This is a genomic window from Salegentibacter holothuriorum (genome assembly GCF_900168045.1).
Classification (GTDB): Bacteria; Bacteroidota; Bacteroidia; order Flavobacteriales; family Flavobacteriaceae; genus Salegentibacter; species Salegentibacter holothuriorum.
The window spans coordinates 316383-340107 of the sequence record NZ_FUYY01000001.1 but is presented as its reverse complement, the minus strand read 5'-3'; the positions used below and the strand labels follow the sequence as shown (position 1 = coordinate 340107).

General features: G+C 36.1%; 15 protein-coding genes. 5 read left to right on the top strand and 10 right to left on the bottom strand.

Annotated features, from left to right (window positions below):
* Positions 1-6: 6 nt before the first annotated feature.
* Positions 7-1818: an SLC13 family permease gene (locus B5X51_RS01530; RefSeq protein WP_079719101.1), complete on the bottom strand. Its 1812-nt coding sequence runs from the start codon at positions 1816-1818 to the stop codon at positions 7-9.
* A gap of 135 nt (positions 1819-1953) precedes the next feature.
* Here B5X51_RS01530 and B5X51_RS01525 point away from each other — a divergent pair, with 135 nt between their 5' ends.
* The gene (locus B5X51_RS01525) at positions 1954-2448 is read left to right on the top strand and encodes a GreA/GreB family elongation factor (protein ID WP_079719100.1); all 495 of its coding nucleotides are present in this window, start codon (positions 1954-1956) and stop codon (positions 2446-2448) included.
* Here the strand turns inward: B5X51_RS01525 and B5X51_RS01520 are convergent.
* The 7 genes from B5X51_RS01520 to B5X51_RS01490 form a co-directional block, all read right to left on the bottom strand.
* Entirely contained in the window at positions 2445-5012 is a 2568-nt protein-coding gene (locus tag B5X51_RS01520; protein WP_079719099.1) for a carboxypeptidase-like regulatory domain-containing protein, read from the bottom strand. The genes B5X51_RS01525 and B5X51_RS01520 overlap by 4 nt on opposite strands.
* 17 nt (positions 5013-5029) lie before the next feature.
* On the bottom strand, positions 5030-5548 hold the full coding sequence (locus tag B5X51_RS01515) for a DUF4402 domain-containing protein (protein ID WP_079719098.1): 519 nt from the start codon (positions 5546-5548) through the stop codon (positions 5030-5032).
* 10 nt (positions 5549-5558) lie between these two features.
* On the bottom strand, positions 5559-10226 hold the full coding sequence (locus B5X51_RS01510; protein ID WP_079719097.1) for an SUEL-type lectin domain-containing protein: 4668 nt from the start codon (positions 10224-10226) through the stop codon (positions 5559-5561).
* A gap of 12 nt (positions 10227-10238) precedes the next feature.
* Positions 10239-11057 (bottom strand): fimbrial biogenesis chaperone, encoded by an 819-nt coding sequence (locus tag B5X51_RS01505; RefSeq protein WP_079719096.1) that lies wholly within the window; start codon positions 11055-11057, stop codon positions 10239-10241.
* 81 nt (positions 11058-11138) lie between these two features.
* The gene (locus B5X51_RS01500) at positions 11139-11633 is read right to left on the bottom strand and encodes a DUF4402 domain-containing protein (protein ID WP_079719095.1); all 495 of its coding nucleotides are present in this window, start codon (positions 11631-11633) and stop codon (positions 11139-11141) included.
* A gap of 96 nt (positions 11634-11729) precedes the next feature.
* A complete protein-coding gene (locus tag B5X51_RS01495; RefSeq protein ID WP_079719094.1) occupies positions 11730-12218 on the bottom strand; it encodes a DUF4402 domain-containing protein in 489 nt (162 codons plus the stop codon).
* Positions 12219-12393: 175 nt separating this feature from the next.
* Positions 12394-12894: a DUF4402 domain-containing protein gene (locus B5X51_RS01490; RefSeq protein ID WP_079719093.1), complete on the bottom strand. Its 501-nt coding sequence runs from the start codon at positions 12892-12894 to the stop codon at positions 12394-12396.
* Positions 12895-13248: 354 nt separating this feature from the next.
* Between B5X51_RS01490 and B5X51_RS01485 the strand changes: the two genes are divergently transcribed.
* Positions 13249-13665, top strand: a complete 417-nt coding sequence (locus B5X51_RS01485) for a DoxX family protein (RefSeq protein ID WP_079719092.1) — start codon at positions 13249-13251, stop codon at positions 13663-13665.
* A 280-nt stretch (positions 13666-13945) separates the two neighbouring features.
* Here the strand turns inward: B5X51_RS01485 and B5X51_RS01480 are convergent, their stop codons facing one another.
* Positions 13946-14233: a hypothetical protein gene (locus B5X51_RS01480; RefSeq protein ID WP_079719091.1), complete on the bottom strand. Its 288-nt coding sequence runs from the start codon at positions 14231-14233 to the stop codon at positions 13946-13948.
* A gap of 136 nt (positions 14234-14369) precedes the next feature.
* The gene (locus tag B5X51_RS01475; protein WP_079719090.1) at positions 14370-15197 is read right to left on the bottom strand and encodes an OmpA/MotB family protein; all 828 of its coding nucleotides are present in this window, start codon (positions 15195-15197) and stop codon (positions 14370-14372) included.
* A gap of 379 nt (positions 15198-15576) precedes the next feature.
* Between B5X51_RS01475 and B5X51_RS01470 the strand changes: the two genes are divergently transcribed.
* From B5X51_RS01470 to B5X51_RS01460, 3 genes are all read left to right on the top strand, one after another.
* Positions 15577-20562: a translocation/assembly module TamB domain-containing protein gene (locus B5X51_RS01470; RefSeq protein WP_079719089.1), complete on the top strand. Its 4986-nt coding sequence runs from the start codon at positions 15577-15579 to the stop codon at positions 20560-20562.
* 97 nt (positions 20563-20659) lie between these two features.
* A complete protein-coding gene (gene tamL, locus B5X51_RS01465; protein WP_079719088.1) occupies positions 20660-22930 on the top strand; it encodes a translocation and assembly module lipoprotein TamL in 2271 nt (756 codons plus the stop codon).
* A 105-nt stretch (positions 22931-23035) separates the two neighbouring features.
* Positions 23036-23608: a Crp/Fnr family transcriptional regulator gene (locus tag B5X51_RS01460; protein WP_079719087.1), complete on the top strand. Its 573-nt coding sequence runs from the start codon at positions 23036-23038 to the stop codon at positions 23606-23608.
* Positions 23609-23725: the final 117 nt, after the last annotated feature.

The window sequence follows — 23725 nt, the reverse complement described above, 5'->3', positions numbered from 1 at the left end:
TCCTAATTAAAAACTGGCAGAAAGTAGGAGAGAAGCCGTTACCCAAAGTACTAAAGATACCAGGCCACCAATAATAAAAAAATGCCTGAAACGATAAATTCCCATCCCGTAAATTATAGTATTGGTTTGGTAGCCAACCGGTGTAAAAAAACTAAAATTAGAGGCAAATAGCACCGAGAGAATAAAGGGTTTAGGATCCATTTGCAGACTGGCTGCAATACTTATTGCAATGGGAGTTATAATAATTGCCGTAGCGTTGTTTGAGATAAACCCGCTTAAGATCATGGTTACTAGAAATAAGATCCCAATAATTACAGTATTGGTTTGATTTTGAAAAACCAAAAGTAATTGATCTGAAATCCATTGGTCAGCTCCAGTATTATTCATTGCTACGCCTAAAGGAATCATTCCTGCCAGCAAGAAAATAATTTGCCAGTTTACCTGGGCGTAGATTTTTCCCAGGTCTATACATTTAGTGAAAATCATTAGAAAACAACCTATGATCGCACTTTTTAAAATAGGGAAAATAGAAAATGCCGAGAGCCCAATTACCACTAATAAAATGACTAAAGAAAGATATCTTTTTCTTACTGTGCTAACCTCAATATTTTTATACTGTTCAAGTATGGTGACATTCTCGATTTTTCGCAATTCACCCAACGCACTTTCGGTAACTTCTACCAGCAAACGATCTCCAACCCTTAATTCAATTTCATCTTTACCACGATTAAAAATTCTTCTTCCTGGATTTCTAAAATTCCTACGTTTTCTAATGGCCAGGGGAACCGCCCCGTGAAGATCATACCATCCCACCGTTTTAATATTTTTTCCAATAAGAGGAGAGTTTGGTAGCATTAGAATTTCTACTACCTGTACATTTTCTTCCAATTCTTCAGAATCAATTATAGGATCTGCCAGTTTCTTACTGTCTTCTTCCTTAATAACGGTAAAACCTTCAGCGTCTTTTAATTTTAATAAACTCTTAAGGTTACAGCGTAATAAAAGCTGATCGCCTTCTTTTAACGTGGTAAATTTTCCAGGCCAGTCGTTAATAATTCCATTACGTTTAAGTCTTAAAATCTCTATATCTTCTTTATCATACAAAAAGCTTTCACTAATACTTTTCCCTATGGAACTGGAGTTTTTTTGAATAATGACTTTAGTGATGTACTCATCCAGGTTATAGTCTTCACTTATTTTGTTTTTCTTACCCCTTGGAAGAAATTTAACCATGGCACTTACTATAATTATGGTAATTATCATAAAGATTATACCATACCAGGTAAATTCAAAAAAGCTAAATCTTTCTACACCTCGTTCTACAGCAACAGCGTTAACAATAAGGTTGGTAGAAGTTCCCATAAGTGTACAACTCCCCCCTATAATTCCGGCAAAAGAAATTGGTAAAAGTAATTTTGAGCTGGGGATATCGTACCTGGCAGATAACTCTGTGATTATCTTAATAAATACTATTACTACGGCCGTAGTATTAATAAAAGCCGAAATACTACCTGCAATAAACATAAAAGCCGGAACCATAATAAAAACCGGCAGCATGCGTAAATTCTTAAGGCCGCTAGCCAACCAGTCTATAACACCATTTGCTTCCAGCCCTATTGCTATAATCATTAAAGCTAGAACGGTTATGGTTGCAGGACTTGAAAAACCCGATATGGCTTCTTCCGGACTAACCAAGTTTGTGACTAAAAGTGCCGCTAGAATAAAAAAAGCAATTTTATCTACCGGAAACACTTCCAGGGCAAACAAAATTATTACCACAACTATAATAAAAAACAATATGGCTATCTCCAGGCTCATTACTTAAATTTATGAAATAAAAATAAGCGAATAGGTAATGTTTAAAAGCTTCTTCTGAAATATTTATGATTTTATAAAGACAGATAATTTTTATCTAGTCTTTATAATTACTACTTTAAAAATTAAATAAAGATTATGAGTAGAGGATTTGTTAAAGAAGACGATCAGGAAGAAGCTCCAATAATTCCGCCAAGAGCCGCATTACCAGCAAGAGAAACAAATTATGTTACTTCAAACGGTTTAAAGAAATTAAAAAATGAAGAAGAGGCACTTATAGAGGAACGAGCCAGTCTTGATAAAGAAAATGATACTGAAAGAAGAAGGGCACAGGCGGTTTTAGACGGGAAATTAAAACTCTTACGTGAGAGAATTAGTACAGCAAGATTATTAAAACCAGAAGACCAACCTGCAGACGAGGTTCGTTTTGGAGCATTAGTAGAATTGAAGCAGAATGGAAACAAACAGCAGTTTCAAATTGTAGGTGTAGACGAAGCTGATGTAAAAAAACAGAAAATCGCATTTGTTGCACCTATTGCCAGGGCCATTACCGGTAAGAAAGTGGGAGATAAAGTAGAGTTTATATTGGGTAATGAAACTCGAAAGCTCGAAATTCTTAAAATAACTTATTAGTCAGCTTTAATGGTAAATTCCAGTGTATCTGCAATATCACCATATTTATCTACTTGAATTTCAAATTCTATTGATGCGCTGGCGGTATAACCAAGTTTTTGCATTTGTACAGGATCAATTTCAGCGGTGTAATTTCCCGGTTTTAACCCCAGGTATGTAAAATAACCGTCACCTTCACTTAAGATCTTCTTAACGAGGTTTCCGCTTTCATCTAAAATGTTTACGGTAATCCTGCCCTGGCCACGAAGGCTGTTTTCTTCTTTAAAATAAACCATCCCGGCAACCTCACCTAAAACTTCTACCGGTACTTCAATTTCCTGAAACTGGTTAGGGATAGTATGTACCGCTATTTTTTCATTTTTCACCTTCCAGGCAATATTGTCAAGGCTGTTTGGATTAACTTCCAGAATTAAATCTATATAAGGCTGGAGTTCGGTAATTCTTAATACAGTTTTATCTTCGTTGTAGGCCAGCCTGCCGGAAGTATTTTTAATTTCCATCCCACTTACCGCAGGTTCCATTGGATCTCTCTTGCCGTTGGTATTATAATCTAAGAACGGAATAATACTTAATGCAGCTTTAGACATTGCCGTACGGTTATTAGCCATTACGTAGCCCGTATTATCGTCTAACATTAAACTACCGCGGGCAGATTGTACAAATGAATTGTTTCTATTGCCAAGCCTTGAAGTTACCGAGGTTTGTGCGAAATTAAAAGCATACCTTAAACCGACTTCAAAAATATGGGCATCCCGTAATAAGTTATTTTCATAAGCAATATTGATAAAACCTTGTTGAAAAACCGGGCGTTCTATTTCCAGAATAATATTATTGAACTGGTTTCGGCTAAAATCATATTGTACCTGTGGAGAGAACAGGAATTTATTCGGAAGCCTGTAATTCTGAGAAAGCGAGGTGTAAATTGTAGGCTCTTTTACACGATCGTTATAAATCCCGTAGGTAGTAAGGTTGGTGCTAATACCCATTATTGCACCAGAAAGTAATAATTGAGCCGTGGTAAACTCGGTAGTCGGCATAATGATCTGGTTCACACTGAACCTGCTAAACATAGAGAAGTTTTTAGATCTAATAGGTGCAGAGAAACTTATTTTTCGTTCTTCCAGATAATTAAAATTAATTGCGGTTTGATCTTCATCGTATTTTATATAATTAAGATCTACCTGGAGATTTCCCGGAGTTCTATAACTTAAAATTCCTTCGCCCTTAACGCCATGCATATATTCCCCTGAAAAGAGAAAATTTGAAGCAAAACGAATGGAAGAATTTATAAAAGGCATTACCTCTCCAGTTGTAACACCGCTTAAATATTCTGCTCCACCACCTATAGTAATAGTATTACTTAGTCCGTAATTAAAATTAACCCGGGAAAAGCGATCCAGGTCATCATTTTCAACAATCCCGGCGCTAAGCGTATATTCTAATTCATTTTTAGGAACAAAATTATAAGGTATATTGATAATTCGTTCTTCAACACGTTCCTGGCCATAGGGGCCATAAAATTTTAAACGCACTGCTGTATTACCATACATTAGTGGAACATCAAAAGTGTAAAAACCTGAAGCATCGGCTTCGGTAAATTCTACCAGAATATTGTTTACATAAAGCTCCACCGTCCATCTGGGATTGGTATAATCGTTAAGGGTATAAGTGCCAAAAGACCTTCGGTTTTGAAAGGGGCTATTGCTTATTTGTACTCCACTAACGGGGGCAAATAGGGAAGAGGTAGCTCTGGTAAATATCCTACCTGCAGTAACCTGTTTAAAAAATTTGCTCTCATTATTTACAAAACGCCATTGATAGAATTGATTTCGTGAATCAAATGGAACCCGGGTAGAGTAGTTGAGCATGAGATTAGTTTCCCCACCTAAGAACATAGTTCCTAAACCAAGTGTTAAGCGGTTGTCATTTTCAAATTCACTTTGCTGGGTGGCAACTACACCCCAATCCAGATTTCCACCTTTAAAAAATGGATAACGCCTGGCCATGGTAGTATCTGGCTCTATAATACCTTTTACTCGATTAAGATTTTTCCTTACTTTCTTAAGCCGCATTTCTTTTATTACCGGTAGATCTTTTTCAGTGTTCAAAGTGACAGATAGACTTCGGAAAGAAAAATTGGTATTTAAGCCGAAGATTTCCCCAAAAAGATTCGATTTTAAATACAGGTTTAGCGGTGTTTTTATGTATTGCTCATCACTAAGCACAAATTCCCGGTCTTTATAAAGAATTCTATTCTCCGATGGATTTATAACATAAGAAGAATCGGGATGAATAATAAATCCTTTTATACCATTTTTGGTTTCTTCATTCTTGATCTTTAAATAATCAAAAAGTTCTTTAACAGGAATGTAGGCATCCTGACCTTTAATAGCGATTGGGATTTCTATCACACCAAGATCGGGTACATTCATTTCTACGCTTAACTCATCATATTCAGGAAAATCTTCCTGGGCTATGCCGGAAAAGGAAATAAGGATAAAGAAAAATAACGGAAAAACTTTTCTATAAAACTCAACAGGAAAAGCGCAGAATAGTGTTTGCATTAAGCGTCGCGTTCTAGCTATTGATGAATAAAATTAAGCGTGAATGTGCCATTATACATGCCGGGCAGGTTTCCGGAGTTATCTGCAGGGATGCTAAGGGTTCCACCAACAAAAACTTCGTTGGGGGTTTGCGCACTTGGTTCCCAGGTCACAAATGTTCGTTGCCCTGTACTAAAACTATTTATATAAAGTTTTATCGGAAAGCTGGTATTGTTATTTGTTAATGTAAAAGGACCCATATCTTCAATCTGAATAATTGTTCCAGGATTCGCATAAACATCAAATAAAGCGGCAGAAACGGGTTCGCCAACATTAAGTTCAAAAATATCGCCATCTACTGTACGTTGATCGTCATAGCTTACGGTTACATTTCCACCACTGTTTCCGGCAGTAAAAGAGCCAAAATTAAGATTCCGGGAGGTTCTTACTTCCACTTCTATCGGAATTGGCGGATTCTCCTGGGCACTAATCTCTAATACTGAAAACATAAATAGCAATATCCATAGAGATGCTTTATCTAAACTGAAGTTATACATATCGTTTTCTCTATTTTTTTATTACTATTTTTTTCGCGTAAGTGGCTTTACCAACCTGAAGATTAATAATATATACACCATTACTGGTAATGCCCTCAAAAATTACCTTATCGGTTCCTGAACCTTCTTTTATCTGGAGAATTTGCCCGGTAATAGTACTCGCTCTTAAAACTCCTTGTTGGTATTCCTCTAAATTCAGATCTATTACTACATTTCCATCTTCAAGCTTAACATCAAAAGGTTCGTTAAATGCAATTGCCGGACTTGGAACTTCTTCTTCAGAAAACATTAATTCGAACCTCGAGTTATTTGTCCCTTTTTCGATATTAAAAGAGTATTCAGGTTTTCTGCTTAGGTTTTGACCAATGCTTTTTACGTGATCTATTAAATAGATATTGAAATTCGGACTTAAATTTTCAATAGCAGCAAGCTCGATTTTCATTTCTCCACTTTTTTCTGCTTTTATCCCTAATGAAATCTTTTTATAATTTGCACTTTCAGGGTAAGGAATCGCATTAATAGCCAGTTCCTTTTTGTCTTCAGTTATATTATAAAAGCTGGGTACAGCCGGATCGGTATTCATCAATTTATGCGCATCCATTTCTTTTTCAAAATCTGCAGTTGCATAAGGTGAAAAATAGACGACCATAGCGTCTTTTTGATCGGCATTATTAAAGCCTGCTTCTAAACGAATTAATGATTTTTGGTCGGAAATTTGTGATCTGTAGAATTCCTGATTGAAATTTGTGACGCGTACCTGGTTATTCATTCCAAAACTACCAGTTACTAAATCCTGAGTATCAGAATCGCTCACTTTTATAAAAAAGCCCTGCATAGAAGGAATAATGTTCTCTGAGCTGCTATCGATATTTGGATCTTCTGTAGAAACATCATTTACATACGCGGTATAAGTTCCGGTGTATTGACTGTTTTCACTTGCAGTAAAAAAGTAAATTCCGGCATCAATATTATCTCGGGTCCACCCTTGAGCCGCATTCCAATCTATAGGTGAAGGGTAGGGATTCCCAACTAAATGGAAGCCTTTAGTATATTCACGATGATTATTTTCTAATTGTCGGGAAGAAATTGGTCCATTATTAACCTCTCCAATCAATTCTATGGTTTGTTGAGCAGAAGAAGTACCGAAATTTAGTGCATATCCTTCAGAAACATTTAAAATATTACCTGAATTTATATAAGATTCCCAACCCGTTGCATCCTCGATATTACCATCAATTTCAACATTACGGTTTTCATTATAGCGATAAAAATGTGAGAAACCACTAATGGGATCTGTAAAATTCATAAAAGGTTCAAAATCGCCTACAATAGAATTTTGAAAGGGAGAACTAAAATATTTATAACCAAATGCTTTATCGAGATAGCGTTGCATGCTAACTAAACCAATCACTTGTCCATTTCCTGTGCCATCTATGAGAGCTGTTTGTATCTCGTTAGAAATTAAAGTAAGCTCATTACCGGTGTCAAAATTTCCATTTTCAACCTTTAAAGTTCCTGTAACTTCAATAATCGCCTCTGAAGTTACTCCCGAACTATTATCAATACTTAAATTTCGAATTCGATTATTTTGAAATGCCGCTTCAGGAATTATTTGAGTTGTAGCACCCTGAAATGAAATACTTCCTGTTTCGGTATTTAGAATTCCGTTATTGGTAAGATCACCTGCGATTTGCAGCCAGTTATCATCAACGAGAACTGATGCATTATTTTCTATAACGAGATTCTTAGCGAGTGCATTATTACCAATATTGATTTCAGGATAATTTCCTGAAGCTAAATTTTCGGGAATCAAAACATTAGTTTCGAGAGTAGGCAGGCTATTGCAACTCCAGTTATTGATATTGTTCCAGTTGGTGTTTTCGGCGCCGGTCCAGGTGTTTTCTTCGGTTACCGGAATATATAAAACTGGCGATTCGCTACTACAACCGCCTGAATTTACAATACGTTTTAGCCAAATACTTTCGCTTAAAATACCCGGATTGTAATTTTGGGCGGTATTATTTCCCGGCGCGGGAGCGAAGCCAGATGAAGGTCCTTCCTTACTTAGTAGCCAGGCAAAGGAAACATTTGGTCCACTTAATGCTGTTCCGTTAATAGTGCCCGGGTCGTTACCTTTACAAAATGTTTCAGAATAGGTAGCCTTTACATAAAGTCTCTTAAAAGTACCTGCACAGGGATCAGTAAACACAGCATTGGTAGCAGAAATACTAGCCGAATTTTCGCCCAACAAATAAGATTCGGTTACCGATTGGCTGGTGGTAGCGTGGCAATTTTCGTTTATGCTAAAATCTCCATTATTATTCGTGGGTGTTCCGTAACTGGCAAAATCAACATAGGTGAAAACAGTTCCTTTAGGAGCATCAATATTTAATTGCTGATCTTCATTGGCAGTTGCATTTATTGTTCCCGAATTACCGTTGAAGAAAGAAATATCATTATCCTGAATTGTTGAATTCACAACCAGTTTAGCAGGATTGGAAAAATTCTTATAGACTTTACTGTTGAAGTTGCCATTTAACCTATTATTTACCGATGCGATGCTAACCTGTCTAAAAATATAATAGGTTCCGGGGTTATTAAATGGTGCGGCCGAAATATCGGGGGTAAAGTTTTTACCGGTTGCATTTGGAATTGGCTGCTTAGAGCCGTTTTCTTCATTACTGTAAAACCATTGATAACCTGTTCCAACTAACGAAATTCCATTAAATAATTGAATTTCGTCGGCGATTATTTCTTCTGCATCGCTGTTAACACAAAAATTTTGCTGGGTGGCACCTCTTAAGGAATTTAATGAAACCGGCCTTAGGTTTTGAAAGGCAACTTCATTTTGTCCGGTATTTTCGTAATATTCATAATCTAAATTATTGGTGTCCCGGTTAAAATTGAGCAGGACATTTTCATCTGTATCGGGCGCACGGTTTACCCAATTATCATGAATTAATTCATCATTAATTTTAAATCGGATACCATCGTCTGAGGTTAAATCTACTACATATAAGCCCCTGCTACTTGAAGCGTTTTTGTACCTAATGGAAAAAGTAGTAGTGCGTACAGTAGGAGCGCAATTTCCTTCCCCTAACTCAAAATCAACCACATTACCCCCAAAATTCTGGGAGAATTCTTCAGTTTCGGTATAGCCGCCAATATAGGTTTCAAAATCATTACCATCATATACGTGCCCAATCCAACTATCATCACCTGCTTCAGTTTCGGTGTAGGAACTGGTAGCTTTCAAAACTTCAAATTTAACTCCATTAGAGAAATGACTAATTTGATATTCCTGTTTGCTAAAATTGTTGGTACTATTTAACTTTACTTCCCTGAATAAATAATAGGTTCCCGGCGTATCAAAGGGCGCAGTAGATAAATTGGGCGTAAAGTTTTTGGAAACGGCACCATTAATAATACTTTTATTATCTCCGGAAGAATTTTCTGAATAATACCATTGATAGCCACTATCTACAGCCGTAATACCATCTGGTAAATTGGATGGAATAGCATCTCCCGTAATTTCTGGAGATTGTCCGCTTAAACAAACACTATTAGTATTACTACTAATTTCATTTTTTAAAATCAGTTCTAAATTTTGAAAATAAACGCGATTACTCCAATTTAATTCGTAATAATCAAATTTAAGGTCATCGCCACTTTTCAATCCTAGAAGCACGTTATCAAAAGAGACTGTACCTGAATACCATTGGTTACTAACGTTATTGTTAACATGAATACTTTCATTATTTAAAAATAATTCAGAGCCATTGTCCGATCCTAAATCAACTGTATAAATACCATTTCTTGTGGTTTCCATGCTATATTTAACCGAAAAGGTACTTGTAGCAACCGAACCAGCAGTACAGGCATCCCAGGAAAAATTAAAAATTCCAAAGTTTTGATTAAATTCTTCTTTTTCGTAATAGAAACCTAAAGAACTAGAAAAATCAGAATTATCAAAAATTTCTCCTCTCCAAACATCTTTGGTATCTTTATCAACGAAAATAATTTCCTGTTGAAGAGTAAAGGCTGAACATTTTGAATTCAATTCAACAGTATAAATACCAGAATTTTTTTCAATTGCCTGTATGTTGGGAGATGCAAGATTACTGGAAAATCCGTTTGGTCCTGTCCAAGTATAGTTTATGCCCTGCACAGGATAATCCATTTCTATGTTCAGCTTTAAATTCCCACCTTTACAATTCCACTGTTTATTGGAAATTTTAGGGTTCGAAATCCTACGATTTATTGTGAAGTCTAGAGATTGAACTTCCTGCACAGTAGGGTCTTTGGAGGAAATAGCTAGTCGATATTGATCTGACTCAGGCCAGTTTTCATCTACAACGATTCTAGGGGTATCAGTTATAGTGTTGCTATTCCAGTTACCACTTGGGGTTTTGTTAGAATCAAAAGTTAAGGTAGCAATATCATCGTTGGGAGTAAACAATTTTACCGTAAATTCTGAATCTTCATCGAATCTTCTATTACCGTTTCCATTGGTTACGGTGAAACTAAATTCAATTTGTTCATTTGAACAATATTCAGATTTTTCTATCTTAACATTCGAAATACTCTGCCCAAACAAACCAAATGAAAATAACAAAAAGACCACCAGAAAAAATCCTGGCTTAAAACAAGAGGAAAGTTGTGGGTATTTTTTTGTCATGCGCCGTAAAACCTATAGTTTTATTTCTTTAGTAGCTAAAGTTTTGCCTTTATCTTCAGAATATTGAATTCTAAGTTTTCCCTGGTCAAAATCTACTTCATCTGCATTTCTAAGTTCAAAACTGAAAGACCTTTTAGAATTTGGGGTGTAAACAGAAATTCCTTTTACCATCCCAACTTCAGTTTCAGTACCATTAGGAGAAATATGGATAGCGCTAAGATTTCCGTAAACTGACATATTTCCGGAGCGATTAATCACTAAAGAAAGTTTTGGGTATTCTCCTTCGGTATTTAACCCAAGCTCAGTTAGATCAATTTTGGTCGTAGATTCTCCTTCGCGAATAATTATTGGAATGCTAATCCCAAAAACGGTTTTGATATTGATGGAAATTCCTTCGGTTTCTTCTGCGTTTTCGGCTCCAAGAGCAGTTTGCTCTTCTACGGCGCGAAAATACATATGTGAACGATACTCCCCCTGTTTTAAGTTTCCGGTTCTGGTTAACTGAACACGTATAGTTTGTGCTTCATTGGGAGCAAGAGACACACGACGCGGAAAATACCTTAAAAAGTTTTCGGCAAATCGCTGACCTTCTTCAGGTTCTTCTACCTGCTCAAAATTTCCCTGTTCCGTCATTTTATAGTTTACAAAGGAAATTGCGTACACAGCCGTGTCGCTTCCGGTATTGGCAAGGTTTATTTCCTGTGAACGTTCAGAACCATCAAAAACCAGGCGTTTGGGCATGATCATAAGATCTCCCTGCGCGTAGGTTGCAAGTCCTGAAAAAATAAGAATGAAAAATAGGAGTAGGGGGCTAAGTAGTTTTTTTATCATATCCGTGGGGCTGGATTTTATGTTATTTCGTTGGTTTCAAAGATAATAAATAAGAATTTACCTGTTAAGGGAATCTAAAATTTAATTATAGGAAACCGTCACGTTAAAACCGGAAGAGTTAGTGTAAAAGCCAGATGTTTGATTAGCTTCCAGGTTTAAAGTACCACCAATTTTTATAATATCGGTTACATTACCCTGCTGGGGAGCAACGGTAAACTGGTCTATTGTAAGAATTTGGTTAGGATTTTCCTGGTTGTATAAGGTGAATTGTTCAGGCAGCGTAATGGCATAATTATTATTACCGTGGGTCACTACTGCCTCTGCAGGGTTCACAGTACCGGGAATGGAATTAGAAATTTGCACTCCATAAGCAACTCGCGAACCGTCTGGTGATAAAATTACCTGGCCGGGATTGTAAGCACTGATTATATTTCCAAAATCCAGGTCTACCGTTTTGTCAATTTTAATAGGGTCTATAACCGTTGCCCTGCTATTTACGGTAGCCGAAGCCGAATTTTGCGCCGAAACGCTAAATCCGATCAAGCTTAAAAATAAAATGAAAAGATATTTTCTCATTGAGATTTTTATAAAAGCAGTTAAACAATTATTGGTTTAAACTAAAAAACGCCGCCACAAGGGCGGCGTTTTTTATAATTTTTATAGTGGAAATCTCTATTCGTAAGCTACAGTTACACTAATAGTACCATCATATTCTCCTTCAGCTTGACCGCCGTTTACAGTAAGTTCACCACCTACATTTAGAGTTTGTACAGCACCTGTACCAACTACACCTGCATTCCCTAAGCTGCTCACAAAAGTAACTGGCATTGCGTCACCAGCACCTGTTAAACTAATTCCAGGGATGGATACTGAGTAATTGTAAGTGGCAGCCGCTGTAACATCAAAAGATGCTGCCTGTACTGAAGTACTTGGCGCTAATAAGTCATCATTACTTGTAGTTCTCGCACCTGCGGTAGATATCGTAACAGTACCTCCGGCCGGATTACCAATAATACGTCCAAAATCTAAGTCGGTACCATCTGTAATTTTAATAGGACTGATGATTTCTGCAGCAGCGGTAGCTGTTCCAGTTGCTTCATCTGATTGTGCAAAAACAGTTCCTGAAATAAGGGCTAGTAGGATAAAAGTAATTTTTTTCATTTCGTTTATTTTAATTTTTGATTTGGGTTCAAAAGTTTAACACTGCAAATATGGGGGTAAACCCTTATACGAATGAAACTTATTCGATAACCAAAATAAAATACTCGATGAAATGCACCTTTTGATAAAATTATGATAAAACTAAAACGTTATAGTGGGTTTTATTGAAGAATTTTCAATTGTAGTTCACGGTAACTTGCAAATCACCATTGGTTTGGTAGTCTCCAGGCTTTTGGTTAGGATTTACTATTAAACTTGCGCCAACTTTTATAGTTTTACCATCACCTGCTATAGAAGAACCATCATAATTTGTGGTAAAGTCCTGAAGTAGCATACTTTCACTACCGCTACTTAACCTATGACTTCCTTGAGGTAAACTAATTCCAAAAGCAAAACCTGTTTGTCCTGTTACTTCAAAAGTAGCAGCAGAAACTGTTCCCCCTTCAGCCAGTGCGATATCTCCATTTGTTATCCTTGTATTCTCAGGAGTTAAAATTACTGCCCCTCCATTTCTAGCATCAATATTAGCAAATTGCATATTATTGGTGGTGGTAATTCCAATAGGTTGGATAATGGTAGCTGAAGCTGTAAAATTAGCCGTGGCAGAAGCCTGGGAAAACAATGGGTTTACCGCCAGCATTGAAAAAATAGTGATGATTATATATAATCGGGACATGGTTAAACTGCTTAATTTGATTTTCGTAATGGAAAGATATGAAATATTTTCACATATCATCGGTAAAAGGCATTAAAAATCGATGAAATACACTTGTTTGATTTTGTTTTATGTTTAATGATGGAAATCGATTACATAATTTATTGGATTCTTTGGTGATGCAACCTTCAATAAACGAAGTGTTGTTTTTTAAATTGAAGTATATTCTTTTTTCATGTCTAACCAGATGTTGACCTCTTAGAATACGGTGGAAATCTGATAACTTTTTCAAGCTTAAATTTTTAAAAATTTTAGGTTATAGATAGAATATAATTACATTAGAGGTCTTAATCATACAACTTAACTTACCCATTTATGAAAAACGTTTACACTACAAGTCTAAATCTTCAAAATACCGACTTTGGTCTTTTATTATTTAGACTGTTTATTGGAGGTTTAATGCTAACACACGGAGTTCCTAAGCTTCTTACTTTTTTTGGAGATGGGGAAATTGTTTTTGCAGATCCTATTGGTATTGGTGAGACCGTTACCTTTACTTTCGCTGTTTTTGCCGAATTTGTGTGTGCTATTCTTATTATTTTTGGTTGGGCAACCCGTTTTGCTGCTATTCCGTTAATTATAACCATGGCTGTAGCTGCTATAATTGTTCACTGGACCGATGGATTTGGTCGCCAGGAATTACCTTTACTATATATGGGAGGCTTCCTTCTGCTTTTCTTTACCGGTGCCGGTAAATTTTCACTCGATTATTATCTTTTAAAGAAAAACTAAAACTACTTTGAAACGTCAGTTCAGGAGTGATTTTGAGGTACGAAAAATCGTATCGAGAACAAAGTTAGCGATTCTTATTCTCGATACAAATTTCACTCGAATTGACGAATTTTATCGAAATGTACAATTGGTTGAAGCTTTATTCCTATAGTACCTTAGGATAAATTTCGTAACCCTGATCACAGTCGAAGTAATACATGAAATAAAAAAAAATCCTCCTGAAATTTTATTTAATCACAGAAGGATTTTTAAAGTTATCATTTAAACTAAAACAGTTATCTTATTTTGTATCAGGATCTGGCAAATCGTCTAGGTCTTTCTTTTTCTTAGAGGTTCCTTTTTTATTAAATCGGAAGTTTTCTTCATCTACCAGTTCCTCTTTATCTTTCTTATTGGGTTGGTTACTACCCGGAATATCCATATTATTGGTAGTAAAATCTACCGGATTTTCCCTGTCCAAATCTTTATCCTGTCCTTTATTCATACTGCGCCCTTTTTCATTTAAGGCTTGTTTATCTTCTGCAGTGATATTAGAATTATACTTTTTCTTATTTTCTTCTTTACTCATAATTTTGCTTTTCTTGAAATTAAGAAATAGTAGGAAACTTAAAGAAAACATCAGGTTAAAATCTGGTTAAATATAAACGGCCTAAAAAGATTGTTTTCCTTTTAGGCCGTTTATAAAATGTAATTGGAATTTAGTTTTATTCAGACTCCAACATCGCGAAGAATTTATCCAGGTTAGGAATAATTACAATTCTGGTTCTTCTGTTTTTTGCTCTGTTCTCATTATTAGTATTGTCTACTAAAGGCTGGTAGCTGCTTCTTCCTGCTGCGATAAGTTTCTCTGGTGCAACATTGTACTTGTCCTGAAGTAAACGTACAATTGAAGTTGCTCTTCTCACACTAAGATCCCAATTGTCCTGGATGTAAGATCCTTCAACCATTGTGCGATCGTCTGTATGTCCTTCTATCATTACTTCCATAGCAGGTTCTGAATTGATAACCTCGGCAAGTTTTTTCAATAAGGGTTGTGCATTTCTAGACACCCTGGAGCTACCGCTTCCAAATAATAATTTGTCTGAAACATTAATCATTACTACGGTCTCATCAACAGTAATATCAATATCTTCATCTTCAGATCCTTCAGAGATACTGCTCTTTAAGTTATGTGAAACAGCCAGGTTAATAGAATCTTCTAAAGTTTTAGCCTGGGCAACTTTTTCAGGGTCTATTTTTGCAATAGTAGCCCGCATTTTTTCTTTATTGTTATTAGACATAACAGTAAGATCGTTCATTTCCATCTTACTATCATTCTCTTCCCGCAAAGAATTAATTTTTGAATTATAATCTGCCACTCGCTCTTCTATACGAGCATATTTATCTTCAATTTCCTCTTTTTCTACTTGTGTTTTTTGCAGTGTACTTCTGGTGTCGTTTAATTCACTTTCCAGGGCAACGTATTTTTTCTTGGAAACACATGAGCTTAACATTGCTGCAGCTAATACTGTAACTGTGATTGTTCTCTTCATAATTATTTCGGATTTTTTAAATTAGGCCTCTTTATTAGATTTGGTTATTTAAGGCTTGCATGAAAGATGCGAGAACCATACCAAACCAAATGGATATACCCTTTTCATAAGCTATCACGGTAAAATAGCATATGTTATTTGTTGGTTTTCAGTGTTTTTTGTGTATAACAGCATTCTTTTATAAAATTTGCCTCAAATTATTTTAACTTTTCTTTTTGTGGAAATATTGCTAAAACTGTGCAATATAACCACAACTTTCCAATGGATTAATTGATTTGCACCAAGGGTAGCCTTCTTTTAATTAACTAAATCTTAAGCATAAAAAATTCATTATATCTTACCAATAGAATAAATTTGAAGTAATAAGTGATATCACGATTTGGAAAAGAAAAAGAAGGAAAAGAAAAATAAATATCGTTTTTTAAAGATCCTCGTAAAATTCTTTGCGGGGCTCTTTATTTTTATACTACTACTGTTACTTTTTATTAGAAGCCCCTGGGGGCAGAATATTATAAAGAACCAGGTGGTTAAGAATATATCCAGTAAAACAGATACTGAGATTACACTAGATAAACTTTTTATTACCTTTTCTGGAAATATTCAATTAGATGGTCTCTACCTGGAGGACAAAAAGGGGGATACCCTGGTTTATTCAAAATCATTAGAAGCTGATATTCCAATTTGGCCCATCATTCAGGGGAATGCCATTAGTGTAGACAATTTAGACTGGGAAGGCTTAAAAGCCAATATTGTTAGAAAAGATTCTCTTGGTGGCTTTAATTATGAGTTTCTAATGGAAGCTTTCGCAACCGATTCTACGCAAACTACTCAGCAACCGGCTCCACAAGATACTACAGCTGCGCAAGAAATTAATATAGGGAATATTAATCTTAAAGATTTCAATATTACTTATAAGGATAATGTTATGGGAATTGACACCCAATTATCCCTGGGCGAGCTTATCCTGGAATTAGAGAAAACCGACCTTGAAAAAATGGATTTTCGGGCAGAAAATGCCAGTATTAGTAATACACAAATAACGTATTTACAAAATAAGCCTTTCCCCGCACCCGAGAATGAGGAACCGGCGCCTATGCCTTATTTGGTGGTAGATAATTTTAACCTGGAGAATGTACAGGTAAGCTATAATTCTGTTCCCGACGGAATTAATGCAAATATTGACATAAAGAAATTTTTAGCCGAAGTTCCTCTAATGGATCTCAAAAGCCAGGAGATTGAAGTTAATGAAATTGCACTCCAAAATTCTGAGATAAAACTTGAAATGCAATCCATAGAGAAGTCGCAAGATACTACCGCGGCTAAACCTTCTCCTTTTACGTGGCCAAAGTGGAAAGTTTCCGTAGATAAAATAGATTTTTCTGAAAATAATTTAAGTTACCTGGTAGACGATGCTGAACCTAAAAAAGGAGAATTCAACGCTGAAGCCTTAGTTCTTGATTCTCTAAATTTTAATGCGAATAATTTATTCCTGAAAGATAAAAGAGCGGGAGCACAGGTTACTGCTTTAAATTTTAAGGAAGCTTCCGGACTTAATTTAAATGAACTTCATTTTAATTTAAATTTTGAAGATACGCAATCAAGCCTTTCAGAGCTGGTAGTGGCTTTAAATGGAAATCAAATAAAAGGGGAAGCGAGTTTGAATTATAATTCTGTTCAGGAATTGATAGCTAATTACGAAACAGCAGAACTTTCAGTCAATTTGCCAACAATTATGGTAGATGTGAAGGAAGCTTTTAGATTTCAGCCAGATTTAAGATCCAACCCTTATATGAAGGAGTTGGCTAGTAATAAAGTTTCCGGAAACCTTAAAGCTTCTGGTAAGCTATCTGCTATTGGGATTTCAAGAGCTAATTTTAATTGGAAAAACACTTCATTTTCGGTAAACGGTAATATTTATAATGCGGCAAATCCGGATAATATCAGTTTTGATATTCCTCGTTTTAATGCAAAATCTAGAAAATCTGATCTTACAGGTTTTGTAAGCGAAAAAGATCTTGGAATAAGTATTCCGAAAAATATTCAACTAAGCGGAAATTTTAAAGGTAGCCCGGAAGACCTTTCTGCTAAAGCGTTTTTACAAACTTCGGAAGGAAATATTCGTGTAGACGGGAATTTCACCAATAAAGAAGAGATCGCTTTCCAAGGAAAAATGACTTCGGAAAAACTTCAGCTTGGAAATCTTTTACAAAATGAAAGCCTGGGTGCTTTAAACCTGGAATTGGAAACTACCGGAAGCGGAAGTACCGTTAACACGCTCGATGCTACTTTAGACGCAACAATTACTTCATTTTCTTATAATAATTATGAGATAAATGACCTTAATATTTCCGGGAACATCGAAAATGGAAGCGGTAATATAGCCTCCAGTTATAAAGATGAGAATTTAGAATTAGAGCTTAATTCTCAGGTAGAACTGGATTCAGTAAAACCAAAAGCCAATCTTAATTTGAATCTTAAAGGCGCAAGGTTACAGGAATTAGGTCTTGCTTCCCGCGATATTAGGTTAGGTTTTAAATTAGATGCAGCCTTTGAAGGAAATGCTGAAGAATATATAACTTATGCCGATTTTACGGAGGCGGTGGTTGTTTACGATAATAGTACGTATCTCCCTGGCGATTTAAATGCCCAGGTTTTTGTGTTACCCGACTCTACTTCGGTACAAATTAATAATAAGATTTTGGCACTCGACTTAAAATCGAATGCTGATCCTGCAGATTTTACAGCGGCTCTAAATAGGCATTATGAATCTTATTTTAACGAGGTAGACCCCTTAGATACGCTGCGCAAACCGGTGAACTTAAAACTGCGGGGAACAATTAAAGATGCTCCCGTTTTAAATGAAGTTTTTCTATCTAATTTAGAACAATTAGACACTATACAAATTGAGGCCGACTTTAATGAAAAAGAACGAAAACTTGATGCTTTGGTTAGTTTGCCTTTTATCAATTACTATAGTAGCGAAATAGACAGCCTGGAGTTCAGATTAAACTCAGATCCAGATAATTTTGATTTTAATCTTGGCTTTAAAGCGATTAACTCGGGACCAATTGCGATTCAAAAAACTGATTTTAGCGGAAGCCTTTCAGAAAATAAATTATTGCTTGATTTCACTTCTATGCAGGGGGAAGAACGCTTATTTCACGTAGCTTCAGAAATAACAAAACCCGGAAACAATCTTAGGTTTCATATAAATCCTGAAGATTTGATCTTGAACAAGAAAGAGTGGAACATTGCTGCTGAAAATGAAATGCTGGTTTACGATGAGGAAGTTAGCGCTAATAATTTTAGGTTAACTCGTAACGACCAGGAAATGATTTTAAGCGACGAACTTTCGTATTCAGATAAAAATCATATTGGGTTGGAGTTTAAGAATTTTAATCTGGGAATACTGCTTAATTACCTTAATTCGGAAGAAAAACTTGCTTCAGGCCAGTTAAATGGCCATTTGGTTTTTGAAGATCCGTTACAGAAAATAGGAATTTTAGCAGGCTTGGAAATAAATCAATTAAACGTTATGGAGGTAGCTTTGGGTAAATTAAGCTTAAATTCTACTCCAAAAGCCGATTTCCTGTATAATGTTGGCCTTGCCATAAAAGGAGATAATGTAGATCTTGATATGAAAGGAGATATCCAGGCATTGGATTCTACCACGGTGCTAGATATGAAGATGGATATTAATAAGGTTAGGATGAAAACCCTGGAAGGATTTTCTATGGGTGCTATTACTAATGGCGAAGGTAGCCTTTCGGGTAATTTAACTCTTGGAGGAACCACCACAGAACCAGAATATAATGGAGAGCTTCAATTTGATGAGGCTAAAATTAGGGTAGCCCTACTTAATGCTCCCTTCACCTTTCCATCAGAAAAATTAGAGTTTGATAACCAGGGAGTTTATTTTGATGAATTTAGAGTGGAGGATAAGGACTCTAATTCATTTGTAGTAAATGGGGAAGTGCTTATAGAGAATCTTCTTAATCCGGAATTTGACCTGGATTTAAGGGCAAGAAACTTTCAGGTGCTAAATTCTACAAAAGAAGATAATGAACTCTTCTACGGAACAGCAACTTTTGATTCCGATGCGACACTTACCGGAGATCTTAATGTCCCAAACTTAGATATGGATATTACCATAGGTTCTAATACCAACTTTACTTACGTGATGCCAGAAGAAGAGCTGGCAATGCAAGAACGGGATGGTATTGTGATCTTTACAAACAGGGAAGACCCGGATGATATTTTAACTGCAAATGAAGAAGAAGAATCTGCTACACTTACAGGCTATAATATTAACGCTCTGATTAATATCAATGAAGAAGCTGCGTTTAATATTATAATAGACGAGCAAACCGGTGATAATTTTAGGGTAAAAGGGGAAGGCGAATTAGATTTTAATATTTCGCCTAACGGAAGAATGACGCTTGCCGGACGTTATACTATGAGTGGTGGCCATTACGAGATGAGCCTTTATAATTTAGTAAAAAGAAGATTTGAAATAGCCGAAGGTAGTCGTATTACCTGGGCGGGAGATCCATTTGACGCAACTCTGGATGTTAGTGCTATTTACAGGGTAGAGACTTCTCCGGCATCCCTAATGGCGGCCGGTGATGGGAATCAATTTAGACGGGATTTGCCATTTTTGGTTTACCTAAATGTAGGCGGGGAATTAATGCAGCCAAAGCTATCTTTTGGTTTACAAATGCCTGAAGAGGAAAGAGGCTCCGTTGGTGGCGAGGTTTATGGGCGTCTACAACAATTAAATAGCCAGGAAGCTGAACTGAATAAACAGGTCTTTTCCTTATTGGTGTTAAACCGTTTCTATCCGTCTTCCAATAATGCGGGAGACAGCGGAGGAAATTTATCAATAGCACGAGACAATCTAAACCAGGCTTTAGCAGATCAATTAAATATGTTTTCCGATAAATTATTGGGAGACACCGGGGTGCAACTTAATTTTGGAGTAGACAGCTATACCGATTACCAGGGAAGTACAGCAACACAGCGCACCCAGGTAGATATTGAAGCCCAAAAGTCTTTACTTGACGATCGATTAATTGTTAGTGTGGGTAGTGAAGTAGGCGTGCAAGGTGGAAATAGGCCGGGAGAAGAAGCAAGTCCGCTTATTGGAAATGTAAGTATTGAGTATTTGCTTACCGAGAATGGGCGTTTTAGATTAAAAGGTTTTAGAAGAAATGAATTTGAAAATGTTATAGATGGGCAGCTTATTGTTAGCGGAATTGCCTTTATTTTCACCCGGGAATTCAACGAATTTCAGGAATTATGGGATAATTTCTTTTTAAAAGAAGAGGAAGAAAATACAATTGAAAATAACGAAGAAGAAAAATAATAAATACCAGCCTAGTGCTGGTACAAGAATCTTTAATAATTAGGAAGAACTATAGATCTGGAAGAAATTTAAGGATTAAGATTGAAGTTATAAATAAATGAAAGTATACTTAAAATATATCGCGCTTGCTTGTTTAGTTCTTTTGCTATTTCAGGCCTGTAATGTAAAGAAATTTATTCCTGAAGGTAAATTGTTGTATTCTGGAGCCAAAATATCTTTGGAGAGCGATACTACCATAAAAAAACGTTCTCAATTAAAAACCGAGTTAGAATCTGTTTTAAGTCCGGAGCCTAATAGTTCTTTCCTTGGAATGCAGCCGGGATTATATTTTCATTATAAGGCCCAGCGGGAGAAACCGGGTTTTATCAATAAGTTTTTGAATAAAAAAATAGGCGAGGAGCCGGTATATGCAAGTGATGTTGAACCTGTGAGAACAGAAGATTTAATTAAAAATAGGTTACAAAATCGAGGCTTCTTTTACAGTAATGTTGTTTCTACAGTGAATAGGAAAGAAGAAAGTAAAAGAATGAATGTAGCTTACTCTGTAGAAGTTCCCACACCTTATTTGCTGGAAAAGTATAAGTTAGATTCAGATAGCCTTCAAATCTATAGAGAAATAAAAAGCAGCATTCAAGATTCACCTATTGAAGAAGGAATGCGATTTGATCTTTCTGCAATGAAACTGGAAAGGGAAAGAATTGATAAGGAGTTAAAGGCTAAAGGATATTATAATTTTAATTCTGGGTTCCTAATCTTTGAAGCTGATACCAATCAATATGTTCAAAAAAAGTTTGATCTATTTCTAAGGTTGAAGAAAGATGTTCCAACTCCAAGTATTATTCCTTATAAAATTAAGAGTGTTAATGTTTACCCGAATTATGAGGTTGGAACCGATAGTTCTACAGCTAAAACGCGTTATGCCGAAAAAAACTTTTTTCAAAAAGAGCTTTTCTTTAAACCTAAGCATTTAGATCCTTATTTGCTTATTGAAGAAGGCCAGTTTTACGATCCTGAAACCTCAAGAAATACGGCAAGAAGATTGGGAAATATTGGTGCATACAAGTTTGTAAATATAAATTACAGTGAAATAGATAGCCTTTCTACCGACAGTCTCGGGGTTTTAGAAACTAATATTTACCTATCACCATTAAAAAAACGATCGTTACGGGCAGAAATTCAGGCGGTAACAAAATCTAATGGGTTTACCGGGCCAAGTTTAGCACTAGGTTATACTAACAGGAATCTTTTTAAAGGTGGTGAAATTTTAAATATTACCGGAGACTTTGGTTATGAATTCCAGGTAGGCGGCGGCACGCAATCAGGATTAAATAGTATTCAACTAGGTTTGGAAGGCGATTTAATTTTTCCCAGAATGCTATTTCCAATTAAATTCGATAAAAACTATTTTTCCTATTCTATTCCTAAAACCAAGGCTAGTTTAGGTTTGGATTATCTTAGCCGGAGTCAATTATTTAGTCTTGGTTCGGTATCGGCCAGGTTTGGTTATATCTGGAATGCTAATAGATATGTTACCCACGAGTTTAATCCCGTTTCGGTAAACTATGTAAACCTGGGACAAACCAGCAAAGAATTTGATGATATTCTTATAGCAAATCCATTTTTACAGAATAGTTTTAACCAGGAGTTTATTTCAGGTTTAACTTATTCTTTCACTTACAACGGACTTATAGATGAAAATAAAAGACATCAGTTTTTTCTTAATTCAACATTAGATGTAGCCGGAAATTTAGTTGACGCTATTAGCGGTCACAGTGAAGAAGATCCGCAAACATTTTTGGGCTTGAGATATGCCCAATATGCAAAAGCCGATATAGATTTTAGGTATCACTTAAAAACCGGAAGGGATTCAAAAATAGCATCAAGGTTATTTGCCGGTTATGGTTTGCCTTACGGAAATTCTGATGTATTACCATTTACCAAACAATATTTTGCCGGCGGGCCATACAGTGTAAGGGCTTTTAATACTCGCTCTTTGGGTCCCGGAACGTATACTCCGCCTGGTGAAGATGGAGCTTTTTTTGATCAGGCCGGAAATATAAGACTTGAGGCAAATTTAGAATATCGTTTTCCGCTTTTTCCATATTTATACGGTGCTGTTTTTGCCGATGCCGGGAATGTTTGGTATACAGGAGAAAATAGTACGTTAGATGGCGGCGAATTCAGTAAAGATTTTATGAATGAATTGGGGATTGGTACCGGTTTTGGTCTAAGGGTAGACATTCAAAGTTTTGTGATTCGTGTTGATCTGGCTGCGCCGCTACACGATCCTAGTCTGCGAGAAGGTGAGCGTTGGGAATTTGATTACGCAAACCCTGTATTGAACTTTGCCATTGGTTATCCATTTTAATCCCTCCAGGGGGGGTATACCAGGGTTTCCTCGAAACTTTGAAAAGTTTTTGCCTAATCATACCTCTTGGGCTTGCCCCCAAAACTCTTAATTTATTGTTGAAAGATGCATCAGGAAATACTAAAACACGTTACTTCAAAAATTGAACTTTCTAAGGAGGAAGAGAGGGAATTTGTAGGAATCCTTATTGAAAAGAATATTTCCAAAAAGGAAATTCTAATTGCACCCGGGCAGGCCGTAGATTGCGAATATTACGTGGTAAAGGGTTGCTTAAAAGCATACTATTTAGACAAGAATGGGAACAAACATATTATTCAATTTGCTTTAGAAGACTGGTGGATAAGTGATTTTGAAGCTTTCTTCGGAAATTATCCTGCACAACTATATGTGGAAGCCATAGAAGATTCGGTGCTCCTGGGAATTCATCGCGACACGCTTGAAACCTTATATAAAAGGATTCCGAAATTTGAACGTTTTTTCAGAATAAAAACTACTAATGCCTTTGTAGCCCTAAGAAGTAGAATTCTTTCCTCTCTTCAGAAAAACAACAAAGAACGTTACCTTGAATTTTGCCAAAAATACCCCGAAATAGAGAATCGCGTTCCTAATTATCATATAGCAAATTACCTGGGTATAAAGCCTGAAAGTTTAAGCCGACTAAGAAAAGAGCTCTTTTAATTTAATAAACTCAATTCGATCTAAGAATAATTGCGTCAGTTCGAGTGAAATTCTGGAAGAATTTAATATCGAGAACAGGTCTTTGAACTATAAAGCTTAGGTCGAACTGCTATTAAC